The organism is Roseibium sp. ROS1 (assembly GCF_054658215.1).
Window position 1 is genome coordinate 729743 of the sequence record NZ_BAAGIG010000002.1, and the last position, 11314, is coordinate 741056.

10 protein-coding genes are annotated in these 11314 nt (G+C 58.6%); 4 read left to right on the plus strand and 6 right to left on the minus strand.

Annotated elements, in window-relative coordinates; all coding sequences use genetic code 11:
* Nucleotide 1 precedes the first annotated feature (1 nt).
* The 3 genes from ACYQ6M_RS11585 to ACYQ6M_RS11595 form a co-directional block, all read right to left on the minus strand.
* A complete protein-coding gene (locus tag ACYQ6M_RS11585) occupies nt 2-931 on the minus strand; it encodes an ABC transporter permease (protein WP_023004007.1) in 930 nt (309 codons plus the stop codon).
* Between the two features lie 103 nt (nt 932-1034).
* The gene (locus ACYQ6M_RS11590; protein ID WP_023014488.1) at nt 1035-2345 is read right to left on the minus strand and encodes an ABC transporter substrate-binding protein; all 1311 of its coding nucleotides are present in this window, start codon (nt 2343-2345) and stop codon (nt 1035-1037) included.
* A gap of 65 nt (nt 2346-2410) precedes the next feature.
* On the minus strand, nt 2411-3403 hold the full coding sequence (locus ACYQ6M_RS11595; protein ID WP_023004009.1) for an ABC transporter ATP-binding protein: 993 nt from the start codon (nt 3401-3403) through the stop codon (nt 2411-2413).
* Between the two features lie 259 nt (nt 3404-3662).
* Here ACYQ6M_RS11595 and ACYQ6M_RS11600 point away from each other — a divergent pair, with 259 nt between their 5' ends.
* The gene (locus tag ACYQ6M_RS11600) at nt 3663-4400 is read left to right on the plus strand and encodes a GntR family transcriptional regulator (protein WP_055653688.1); all 738 of its coding nucleotides are present in this window, start codon (nt 3663-3665) and stop codon (nt 4398-4400) included.
* A 30-nt stretch (nt 4401-4430) separates the two neighbouring features.
* Here ACYQ6M_RS11600 and ACYQ6M_RS11605 read toward each other — a convergent pair whose 3' ends face one another.
* Together ACYQ6M_RS11605 and ACYQ6M_RS11610 are read right to left on the minus strand one after the other, a co-directional pair.
* A complete protein-coding gene (locus tag ACYQ6M_RS11605; protein ID WP_460073900.1) occupies nt 4431-5498 on the minus strand; it encodes a FecR family protein in 1068 nt (355 codons plus the stop codon).
* A gap of 224 nt (nt 5499-5722) precedes the next feature.
* Complete coding sequence (locus ACYQ6M_RS11610; protein WP_460073903.1) at nt 5723-6520, minus strand: class I SAM-dependent methyltransferase; 798 nt, start codon at nt 6518-6520, stop codon at nt 5723-5725.
* Between the two features lie 187 nt (nt 6521-6707).
* Between ACYQ6M_RS11610 and ACYQ6M_RS11615 the strand changes: the two genes are divergently transcribed.
* From ACYQ6M_RS11615 to ACYQ6M_RS11625, 3 genes are read left to right on the plus strand one after another with little or no spacing between them, the layout of a single operon-like run.
* Complete coding sequence (locus tag ACYQ6M_RS11615) at nt 6708-7787, plus strand: ABC transporter substrate-binding protein (protein ID WP_460074628.1); 1080 nt, start codon at nt 6708-6710, stop codon at nt 7785-7787.
* 1 nt (nt 7788) lies between these two features.
* Nucleotides 7789-8853, plus strand: coding sequence for a FecCD family ABC transporter permease (locus ACYQ6M_RS11620; RefSeq protein WP_460073906.1), 1065 nt, complete (start codon nt 7789-7791; stop codon nt 8851-8853).
* Nucleotides 8847-9605, plus strand: coding sequence for an ABC transporter ATP-binding protein (locus ACYQ6M_RS11625; RefSeq protein WP_152506915.1), 759 nt, complete (start codon nt 8847-8849; stop codon nt 9603-9605). The genes ACYQ6M_RS11620 and ACYQ6M_RS11625 overlap by 7 nt, the downstream gene beginning before the upstream one ends.
* A 31-nt stretch (nt 9606-9636) precedes the next feature.
* On the opposite strand, the gene ACYQ6M_RS11630 is transcribed toward ACYQ6M_RS11625, so the two are convergent.
* Entirely contained in the window at nt 9637-11253 is a 1617-nt protein-coding gene (locus tag ACYQ6M_RS11630) for a Na/Pi cotransporter family protein (RefSeq protein WP_460073909.1), read from the minus strand.
* Nucleotides 11254-11314: the final 61 nt, after the last annotated feature.

Here is an 11314-nt window from a genome sequence, read left to right on the forward strand (position 1 = left end):
ATCAGAGCTCCTTCCGGATGTCGACGAAGCGCAGCAGGATCGAGATCACCAGAAGCACCGTGATCAGCAGGATGACCGCTGTTGCCGCGGCAGAGGGATATTGCAAAAGCGCGATGTCGTTGGAGATCAACCTGCCGACATTGGCCTTCTGGCTGCCGGACATGAAGCGCACGGTAATGAAGTCGCCCATCACCAGCGTGACGACAAAAATGGAACCGATCATGATGCCGGGTTTGGTCAGCGGAATGATGACGTTGGTGAGTGTCTGCAGACCGGTGGCGCCATTGTCATAGGCTGCCTCGATCAGCGAGCGGTCGATACGCATCATGGTGTTGAAGATCGGAACCACCATGAACAGCGTGTAGAGGTGGACAAAGGCCAGGATCACCGAAAAATCGGAAAAGAGCAGCCAATCCAGCGGCTCGTCAATGACGCCCATCGAGATCAACGTGGAATTGGCGATGCCGTTGCGGCCTAGGAACGGGATCCAGGAGATCATGCGGATGATGTTGGATGTCCAGAACGGGATCGTGCACAACAGAAACAGAACGATCTGCCAGGTCAGCGTGCGCACGTGAAAGGCGAGGAAATAGGCAACGGTAAACCCGATCACCAGTGTGATCGCCCAGGTGATCAGCGCGTATTTCACCGTGTTGAAGAACACCTGGTAGGTCACTGGAGACGTCAGCAGGAATTCGTAGTTGTCAAACTGGAAGGCCGGGTAGATCGAGAATTCCGTCGCCCCCCAGAAACTCACCACGACGATCATGGCAATCGGCAGAACCAGGAAGAAGAACAGCACCAGCGCCAGAGGCAGCGACAATAGCCAGCCAGTCATGGCATCGGGCAGGCGACTGAGGCTGAAGGGAGCCTTTGCACGAGCTTTCGCAGCCGGGGCCACGCTGGAAATGGACTGTGTCTGATCCGTCATGAAGGTCTGGTCCGGTAAGTAGAGAAGGCGGGTGTCATACTCGCCCCGGGTGTCTTGAAGTGCCCGGGAAAAGTTTCCCGGGCACCAGTGTGTCGGCTCAGCCTCAGGCGGCGATGAACTCGTTCCACTTGCGAACCATGTACTGGTTTTCGTCCATGACAGCGTTCCAGCAGGCAACGGCACCCATGCGCTCGTAGAACGAGCCGCCGTCGCGGGTTTCGCCGGCTTTCGCCAGAACGTCACCGAACGGGTTGGTGATGTCGCCGGTGGCTTCCTTGCCTTCGAACCAGTAACCCCACTCGTTCTCGTCCATGTGGTTCTTGGAGGTTTCCGGCACGGCCGAGTAATAGCCCTGGCGCATCAGGAAGCCGCCGACCCAGCCGTCGAGATACCAGTTGATGTATTCGTAGGCTGCTTCCAGTTCGAGGCCGGTCAAGCTCTTGGAAAGACCGATGCCACCACCCCACGACCGGTAGCCTTCCTTGAGCGGCTGATAGACGCAATCGATGCCGCGGGACTTCACGGCGGTGATTGCCGGAGACCACATGGACTGGATCACGACTTCGCCGGACGCCATCAGGTTGACGCTTTCGTCGAAGGTCTTCCAGAAAGCGCGGAACTGGCCGTTTTTCTTCGCTTCGGTGAAGATCGCCATGGTCTTGTCGATCTCTTCGCGGGTCATGTTGCCCTTGTCGCCATACTGGATTTCGCCCATGGCTTCGCAAACCATGGCCGCATCCATGATGCCGATGGAAGAAATGTCGAGGATCGATGCCTTGCCCTTGAATTCCGGGTTCAGCAGTTCGGTCCAGCTTTCGATCGGGCGGCCGATCAGGTCCGGACGGATGCCGAGTGTGTCGGCGTTGTAGATGGTCGGGATGAGTGTCATCCAGCCGGTTTCTTCGGTCGCGAACGCCTTGCCGTCCGGACCGTCGACGAAGCCGACCGTATGCGGCGCGGTGCCCTGTGCGATCACGGATTCAGGCGTCAGCTTGCCGCTTTTGAAGATGCCGACGATCTTGTCGTAGTTCTTGATCTTGGAGGTGTCCATTGCCTGCAGGTTGCCGGTCGGCCAGACCTTCTTGCAGATCCAGTATTCGATGTCCGCAATGTCGAAGCTGTCCGGCTGGGTCGCCGCACGCTGGGTGACGGCGTCACTGTCCAGAGCGGTCATTTCCAGGGTGAAGCCGAGATCTTCCTTCACCTTCTGCGCTACTTCGTTGAGGTTGGAAACGCCGGTGCCGAACTGGCGCAGGGTCACGTCCTTGATGTTCTGTGCCCAGATGGTCGGGAAGCCGGTGATGGCTCCCGAACCCAGGGCCGCACCGGCAGCAGCAGCGCCGCCTTTCAGGATGCTGCGGCGGCTGACGCCTTTCTTGGTCATCTGTTCAGTTTTTCCCACTGTATCTGTCATGTTCTTACTCCTGTTCCCCTCTGGAGTTTGTTCGGCCTCGGGAGAAGGCCTTCGATCGGCAGCCTTCAGGCAGCCAGTTGGTGTGCGTCTTCCGGCTTCCATGTCAGGAAGACGGTTGCGCCGATTTCGATCGGGTCCTGGAAAAAGGCTTCGTCGGTGAGTGCGGCCGTCAGATCGCCGGCGCCCCCCGCATCAAGCGCGAGATTGACGGTGGAGCCGAGGTATTCGACGTCCTTGACGAAGGCCGTCAGAACGGCGCCGTCCTCTCCGGCCGCCTTTTTCACCCTCAACCTGTCTGCCCGCAGCGCGACCGAAGCGCCTTTCTGCTGCAGCACGTTGTGGCCGCCGATGAAGCGGGCGACGAACTCGGTTGTTGGCGTGTTGAACACATCGCGCGGGCTGCCTGCCTGCTCGATCTTGCCGCCGTTCATGACGATGATGTCGTCCGCCAGCGCGAGGGCTTCGTCCTGGCTGTGCGTGACGTGGATGAAGGAAATGCCGAGCTCGCGCTGCAGCTTCTTCAACTCGAGCCGCATCTTGATACGCAGGAACGGATCGAGTGCCGACAGCGGTTCGTCAAGCAGAAGCACGGAAGGTTCGGTGATCAGGGCACGGGCCAGGGCAACACGTTGCTGCTGACCGCCGGAGAGCTGCGAAGGCAACCGTTCAGCATACGCCGCCATATCCACCAGTTCCAACAACTGACGGGCCTTCTTGAGCCTGACCGGTTTTTCGACACCCTTCATCTTCTGGGAAAAGGCGACGTTATCGACCACGGACAGATGCGGAAACAGCGCATAGTTCTGGAACATCATCGCCGTGCCGCGCCGGGCAGGTGGAAGATCGGTGATGTTGGTGCCGCCAAGAACGATGTCGCCGGTGGAGACGCTCTCATGGCCGGCGATCATTCGCAGGGTTGAAGACTTGCCGCATCCCGATGGCCCGAGCAGGCAAGAATAGGTGCCGGCGGCGAATTTGTGATTGATCGCGTCGACCGCAATGGTCTCGCCGTAGATCTTGGTGGTGGCTGCCAGTTCAAGGTCCAGGGACTTCGCCATGGCCGGACCTCTCCTTCAGAAAACCGTTTTCGGCTCCTGAGACAGCAAGTGCCGTGCCAACGCGAAAAACTGGCGGAATTCCGGAGATCCTGATGAGAAGGTGGAGCGATGAGTAAATTCTCATCGGTAAAAGTGCACAATATTTTGGCAAATTAAATACGATATGAACAAAAATTGTATACGATCCTAGATTGCCGCTTCGGGTGGCGGGGAGTAGGATCAAGGCACCGCTCAACCCCCATTGGGCACTTCAAGAAAAATGACCAAACCTGTGACCACAGCCGATCTTGATCAACGCAGCAAGCTGCATGAAGTCTTCGCCCTACCTCAGGGCCGGGCCCTTGAAATCTGCCTGAAGCTTCAGACTGCCATTCTGCAACACAAACTGACACCGGGGCTGAAACTGTCTGAGGATGAGGTGGGCGAAATTTATGGCGTCAGCCGTACCGTCGTGCGCGCTGCGTTGCAGGCACTCGCCCATTCCGGGCTGGTCGCCATGGAAAAGAACCGTGGTGCCTTCGTCGCAAAGCCGTCGATCCGCGAAGCCCACGAGGTGTTTCAGGCCCGTGCGCTGATCGAGCCTGCCGTGGCCAGGCTGGCAGCCGATGTCATCACCGACAGGCAGCTCGCGCAGTTGCACGCACATCTGGATGCGGAACATGCAGCTCTTCATGCCGGTGACATGGGCAAGGCGCTGTTCCTGTCCGGAAGCTTTCATACGGAGATTGCGGATATCGCCGACCATCGGGTGTTCGCCGGCATGATCCGATCACTGATCTCGCGCTCTTCGCTGATCATCGCTCTTTACTGGAAACGCTCAGACACTGCCTGTGAAAGCCACTCTCATCATGCCCTGATGAATGCCTTTGAAAAGCGCGACGGCGCAGCAGCCGAGAAGATCCAGAAGAGCCACATCGTCGATCTGCATTCCGGTCTGGATTTGCGAGAGAAGTCAGCCCTCGGCCGCTCTCTGGGAGAAGCGCTCGGCAACGGCTGAAGAGCGGAACTCGGAAAGAGCGAGAGAAGGTTAGCGTCCGGCAGAAGCTCCGGCGCCACCGGCATTTGCGTTTGCGCCACCGCTTCCGGCGGATGCGCCTGCGCTGGCCCCGCCAGCTGACGCGCCGGCGCTTGCCCCGCCGCTGTTTGATGCGCCTGCGGAACCGGCGTTACCAGAACCGGAACCGGCGTTACCGCCAGAGCTTCCGCTGGAATTTGCACCAGAGTTTCCGCCAGAATTTGCGCCTGAGTTTCCGCCAGAGTTTCCGCTTGAGTTCCCATTGGCGTTACCACTCGGCCCGCGATCACCCGAGTTGCCGGAGGAGGCATTTGCGTTGCCGCTACCGCTGGCGGCATTGTCACGCCCGCTGGTGGCGGTGTTCTGAGCTTTTGAGCCCGCAGGTGAGAGGCTTGCCGGGGTATCGCCGAAGCTGGGCTTGCCAGGTGTACCTTGCTGGATGGCGGCGCGGCTCTTGCCGACGGATTTGAGACCGTTGAACTTCCCCGGTGCGCTTTGGACGCTTTGGCCTGCGCGCAGGTCGCTTTGCTGCCCGGATGCGAGATCCTGAACACCAACGACGCCGCGCTGAACCGAAACCTGACTTTCGTTGCCGGTTACGGTTACCGAAAAACGGGTTCCCTTGACGACGGCTGCAAGATAAGGCGTCTCAACCCTGAAAAACGGTCTGCCGCGGGTCTCGACATCGACATCGATCGTTCCCTTGCGTTGAAGCAGCGTGGTCTGGCTGTCGTTGCTGCGATATTGCGATAGCGCAAATTCCGTATTCGGGCCGACCGTGATGCTGTCGTTGCCTCGCTGAAGCACAGCGCGTGCGCCCTTTCGCGTCGCAATGGTATGGCCCTTGTGAAGTGCCATCCCCTTGCGTGCCCGGTGCGCCTGAATGCCTGGTGCGACCAGATAAACCGTTCCGGAAATCCGTGTGATCACCCATTCGGCTGCAAAAGCTTTTGTCAGTCCTGCAGACAGGGGAATAAGCAGCAGAGCCAGCAGAACAGCTGCGGCACGAGTTTTCAGCGTCCTGCGCAAAGCCGGAAGGCTGTTAAAAGGAAGGCAGTAAACAGCGTGGCCGGCGTGCATCGGCAATACTCGATAGTTGTGTTGTCATGCACTCTTATCGATACCGGCTTAACGTAGGGTGAAGAATAAAGGTTCAATTTATTCTTGCAATTGTAAGTTTAAATAGTTTGGCTTAGATGTTTCGAGTTGATTTTATTTCTTCTGCTGTACTGAAGGTAATAATTCTTTCATCATGTCAAGAATAGTTGGTTTGGTATTCAAATCGGCAACCCAGGTCAGGTGGTTCATTTCCTGGCACAGATTGCGTAGCGGTGCTGCGTTGCCCTTTCCAGACCCTTGAAGAAAGGCAGGTGACGCCGTTGTGCCCGGTGAACGGCTTTCAGGTCCGTATCGACAACGATTTGAGTGAAGCCGGCCTGTCGCAATAGCTCCACGACTGCTTCTGCCCTTGCTCCCCTCGAGAAATGAACGCGGGACAGGATGCTGCGATGTGTTTCCATCATGTCTGCCGGCTTTGCTTCCGGTTGCGCGAGCAAGCCAAAGCGAGCACGAGTTTTTGAAAACGTTGCAAGCAACTTTGCGAACCAGCCAGGATTGACAAAGTCTCCGTCGACGACGAGCAGCTGTCCTCCCGGTTTCAGCACCCGGTGCCATTCCGCAAAGGCGGCCGCAGGGTCGACCAGGGTCCAGACAAGGTGCCGGCACGTTATGGCATCGTAGCTTTCGGAGGCTTCCATCGTGCGTTCGGCATCGCCAAGCAGAAAGCGGATCGTGCGCCCGCGTTTCCTCGCCTTTTCTTGGGCCTTGGCAAGCATGGGTTCCGCCCAGTCCATCCCGGTCACCTCAAAGCCGAGGTCGTCGAGCAGGTGCGAGATAACGCCGGTTCCGGAAGCAAGGTCAAGAACGCGTCTGGAGCCGCCCGGGCCCAGATGCTTTTCGAACAGCCTTATCCAGGCGGTGTGCTCTTCGTCGGAAAAAATCTCGTGGCCCGGCTGGGTGTCGAAGGTCTCGGCCCGCTTGCCCCAGTATTCCTTGATTTCTTCACGCAGATCGAAATTCGAGAGTGTGTCTGCGTCGCTCATCAGGCGTATTGCTCCGGTTGCTTGGAACCATTCCAAAAGATAATTCTTGACTCATATACTCAGGAAAAATACGAAAAACAAGAATTTAAAACTCAACTTATAACCTCAATAAAAAATCGAGGCGGATGTGAGCAAAATCAAAAGCTTGGCAGCATCTTTGCTGGTAACGGCTACTTTTCTTCCGGCAATGGCACTTGCCGGCGACGTGGTAACGGTCACGGATATTACCGGCCGTGAGGTCGAGGTCGAAGTGCCGGTGGAAAAGGTCATCCTGGGCGAGGGGCGCCAGATCTATTTCACCGCCACGCTGGATGGTGAAGACCCCTTCAAACGTGTCGTCGGCTGGCGAGACGATTTCGAGAAGGCGGACAACGACGGGTACCATCAGTATCTCGAGAAGTACCCGGAAATGGCCGATCTGCCGACTTTCGGCGGCATGAAGAACGGCACTTTCGATGTCGAGCAGGCCGTTGCACTCCAGCCGGACGTGATCATCCTGAACCTCGACGCCAAGGTTGCCACCGAAGAAGGCGGCTACATCGAGAAACTCGGCAAGGTCGGCATTCCGGTTGTCTATGTCGACTTCCGCGAAAAGCCGATGGAAAACACCGAGCCGTCCATGCGCCTGATCGGCAAGCTCTATGGCAAGGAAGACAAGGCCGAGGAATTCATCGAATTCCGGGCAGCCGAGATCGCCAAGGTGACAGACAAGCTGGCGGCACAGTCAGATCTCGCGAAACCCGTTGTGTTCGTGGAGCGTGCAGGCGGCTATTCCGATGATTGCTGCATGTCGTTCGGCAACGAGAATTTCGGCAAGATGGTTGAAATGGCCGGTGGCATCAACATGGCTGCCGAGATCATTCCCGGCACCTTCGGCACCGTCAACCCGGAGCAGATCATCGCGTCCGATCCGGACCAGATCATTGTGACCGGTGCAAACTGGGAGCTGTATGTTCCCGGCGGGAATTGGGTTGGTGTCGGCGCCGGCGCGGATCCGGAAGTATCGGCAGACAAGCTGGCGGGCCTGATGGAACGTCCGGGCTTTACTGGCGTAAAGGCTGTCCGGGACAACAATGTCCATGCCATCTGGCATCAGTTCTACAACAGCCCTTACCAGTTCGTCGCTGTTCAGCAGATCGCCAAATGGCTGCATCCGGAGCTCTTTGCTGACCTTGACCCGGAAGCGACTTTCCAGGAATTGCACGACCGCTTCCTGCCGATCGACTACCGGCCAGGCTACTTCGTTTCGTTGAACTCGAGTAAATAAGATGGCGGTTTCGGAAATCATTCCGGCTGAGGAGGGGCGCGGTCTTTACCGCGCCCTTGCGTTCAGGCGCATTCTGGTTATTTGCGGGCTGATCGTCGCTCTGGCGTTCAGCTTTTCTTTGGATCTGGCCCTCGGACCGGCCCGCTATCCGCTGTCGGAAGTGCTTTCCGCCCTGGTTAATCCGTCCGGCGCCGATCTGCAGACACGCGTCGTCCTATGGGACATTCGCATGCCGATCGCGCTGATGGCGCTCACCGTTGGGGCCTGCCTGTCCCTTGCGGGTGCGCAGATGCAGACGATCCTTGCCAATCCGCTGGCCAGCCCCTTCACGCTAGGCATCTCCGCTGCTGCCAGCTTTGGCGCGGCCCTGGGGCTTGTCGCCGGCGTCGCGATCTTTCCGGCCGCAGTGCAATACATGGTCCCGATCAATGCTTTCCTGATGGCCATGGCGGCTTCGCTGTTCATCTATCTGCTGTCCACGGTACGGGGCGTGACTGTTCAGACCATCGTTCTTCTGGGGATCGCGTTGGTGTTCACGTTCAACGCTCTGTTGTCGCTGCTGGAATATCTTGCTTCCGAACAGGCGCTGGCTGCGGTCGTCTTCTGGACCATGGGGTCGCTGACCAAGGCGACATGGGGCAAGGTTCTGGCGACCTTCATCATTCTTGTTGTCTGCGTGCCGTTCTTCGCGCGGCATTCCTGGGCTCTGACAGCCCTTCGGCTCGGCGACGTCAAGGCGGCGAGTTTCGGCGTCAACATCAGGTCGCTTCGGCTGAAAACGCTGCTCGGCGTCAGCCTGCTGGCGGCGATCCCCGTGTCCTTTGTCGGGACGATCGGGTTCGTCGGGCTTGTCGGACCGCACATTGCCCGGATGCTGGTCGGAGAAGACCAGCGTTTCTTCCTGCCTGCGGCAATCTTGTGCGGTTCCTTGATGCTGTCGGCAACATCGGTCGTTTCCAAGATCATTCTTCCGGGGGCGATCCTGCCCATCGGCGTCATCACCGCGCTTGTCGGGGTTCCATTCTTCTTCGCGCTCATTTTCGCCGACCGGAGGCAGTCATGGTAACGTTGCAGCTGAAAGGGGTTGGCGCACGCTATGGCTCCACTCTTGCGGTAGAAGGGGTCACGACGCCGGTCTTCTCCGGCGGTGAACTGACGGCGGTGATCGGTCCCAACGCGGCCGGCAAATCGACCTTGTTCAAGCGCATCTCCGGTCTATTGAAAGGCCCCGGCGATGTCGTGCTGGCCGGCAACCGGGCAGCGCCCCGGGATGCCATCCGCTACATGCCCCAGGATACCCACGCCAATGCCGTCCTGACGGTTTATGAATCCGTTCTGCTGGCTGCCAAACAGGGTGAGGGCTGGCGTGTAAAGGACTCTGAACTCGTCGAAATCGACCAGATCCTGAAGGCGCTTCAGATCGATAGCCTGGCGTTCCGGAACCTTGGCGAACTCTCCGGCGGTCAGCGTCAGCTGGTTTCGATTGCGCAGGCACTGGTACGCCGTCCGGAAGTTTTGATGATGGACGAACCGACCTCCGCGCTGGATCTCTACCGGCAGGTCGAGGTTCTGAACTTTATGCGCGATCTGGCACGCCGCCAGGGCACACTGGTTCTGATTGCCTTGCACGACCTCAATCATGCCCTGCGGTTCTGCCGGAACACCATGGTGATTGCCGAAGGGCGTCTCGTCGCAGCCGGCCCGTCCCAAGATGTCATCACGTCAGCGATGCTGCGTGACATCTACCGTGTGGAGGCACGCGTGGAGGCCTGTTCGCGCGGAGAAAATCACGTCATCATCGACCGGTCCGCTGCCTGACGGCGCGTGATCGGCCGATGGCCAACGCCGATTAATCCTGGTCGACGTCTATGCGGGCTTCTTCGACGGTCGAGGCCAGATCCCGGTTCGCATCCAGAAGCACATTCTGGTGCAACCGGATCCGCCACAGGTGATAGGAAACCCTGTGCAGCCAGCGCAAGGCATCCAGTTTCAGCCAGACTGTTTCCGCCGGGACTGCATCGGCAGCGGCCATTGCAATCAGCCGGTCACGATTGAGGCGGCGTTGTCGGCGCATCAGTAGCCGCAACCGGTCCAGCGTCTTCTCCTGTGTCTTGGCGTCCTTCTGTCTGGTGGAAATGTCCGTGACGCCGATAAGCAGGCCCGCCAGGCGCTTGAGCCGGTGATCCAAGGACAGCTCGTCGATCCTCTGCCGCTGGTCGCAGCGGTAGAGAAGGCGGCTCAAATGGTCGAGAATGTGAAACAGGCCTTTCAGTTCCTCCTGAAAGGCCATGTCGTTCGGCGGAACGATGATCTTGTCCAGATATGTCCTTGTTTCTGCGATGGCCTTGGCCAGATCTTCCCGATCCAGTTCTTCATATGCAGATGACTTTACGCCCAGCCGATTGCGCAGGCGTTCGATGATCAAGGTTTCCAGATGTGCGACGGTCTGCCCCGCCAGGGACGCGGCTGCGTGCGGGTCCCGCAACACGAGCGGATCCAGACGGCTGGTCAGATCGGAGCCTTTTTCCGGAACAAGATGTTCGATCAGTCGGGCGAAGGGCCGGGCAAGTGGAAGCACCAAAACAACACCGAACGCATTGAAAAAACTGTGAAATGCGACAAGCGCAATCTGGCTGTCGCCGTTTCCGGTCAACGCGCCGGCCACAAGCTGAAACGGCCCTAGAAGGAAAAACGCCATGACACCGGTCATGACGTTGTAGATCACATGCGCATAGCCCGTACGTCGGGCCATGGTGCCACCGCCGATGGTCGCCAAAGCTGCCGTGAATGTGGTTCCGACGTCCATGCCGATTACCAGCGCCGCTGCTTGCGGAAAGTTGATGGCACCGGCGCCAAGCGCAGCCAGCGCCGTTGCAACGCCTGCGCTGGAGGACTGTGTCACGACGGTGATCAGCATGCCGATCAACACCAGCTGCAGCCGGCCGAAGAGTGTGTCCGGCGGAAAGTCGGTCGGGGTTACCACGCCGCTGAAGGCGTCCAGACCGTCTTTCATGTGTTCGATGCCGATAAAGATCAGGCAAAAGCCCGCGAGCGCCTGGCCTGCGAGCGCGATCCGGCCACGGAATGCAAGCCGCGCAATCGCGCCAAAAAACACGAAGGGCAGGGCGATCTGGCCAAGATCCAGCTTGAAGCCGAGAACCGCAACCAGCCACCCTGTCAGGGTCGTGCCGACGTTGGCACCGAAGATGACGCCGAGCGCCTGGGGAAAGGTGAGGAGGCCGGAAGCGACAAAGCCGACAGCGGCAACTGTGGTTGCGCTGGATGACTGTATGACCGCGGTGGTGAGAGCACCCGTCACGGCGCCCGACAAGGGTGTTGAGGTAAACCTGGACAACACGTCGCGCATGCGCTGTGCCGCCAGGGCTTTCAGCCCGTCGGTCAGTAGCAGCATACCGATCAGAAACAACCCGACGCCACCAAGCGCGGACATGAAACTCAAAAACATGCAGGCACGTTATCCGACAGGTTAAGCGCCCACAATCAGTCAAGATACTATCGGCTTCGCA

Bases quoted from the DNA above. Each gene is read 5' to 3' on its own strand.
- ACYQ6M_RS11620 (WP_460073906.1), top strand. From the start codon at position 7,789: ATGGCGGTTTCGGAAATCATTCCGGCTGAGGAGGGGCGCGGTCTTTAC.
- ACYQ6M_RS11630 (WP_460073909.1), bottom strand. From the start codon at position 11,253: ATGTTTTTGAGTTTCATGTCCGCGCTTGGTGGCGTCGGGTTGTTTCTG.
- ACYQ6M_RS11610 (WP_460073903.1), bottom strand. From the start codon at position 6,520: ATGAGCGACGCAGACACACTCTCGAATTTCGATCTGCGTGAAGAAATC.
- ACYQ6M_RS11615 (WP_460074628.1), top strand. From the start codon at position 6,708: ATGGCACTTGCCGGCGACGTGGTAACGGTCACGGATATTACCGGCCGT.
- ACYQ6M_RS11605 (WP_460073900.1), bottom strand. From the start codon at position 5,498: ATGCACGCCGGCCACGCTGTTTACTGCCTTCCTTTTAACAGCCTTCCG.
- ACYQ6M_RS11590 (WP_023014488.1), bottom strand. From the start codon at position 2,345: ATGACAGATACAGTGGGAAAAACTGAACAGATGACCAAGAAAGGCGTC.
- ACYQ6M_RS11625 (WP_152506915.1), top strand. From the start codon at position 8,847: ATGGTAACGTTGCAGCTGAAAGGGGTTGGCGCACGCTATGGCTCCACT.
- ACYQ6M_RS11585 (WP_023004007.1), bottom strand. From the start codon at position 931: ATGACGGATCAGACACAGTCCATTTCCAGCGTGGCCCCGGCTGCGAAA.
- ACYQ6M_RS11595 (WP_023004009.1), bottom strand. From the start codon at position 3,403: ATGGCGAAGTCCCTGGACCTTGAACTGGCAGCCACCACCAAGATCTAC.
- ACYQ6M_RS11600 (WP_055653688.1), top strand. From the start codon at position 3,663: ATGACCAAACCTGTGACCACAGCCGATCTTGATCAACGCAGCAAGCTG.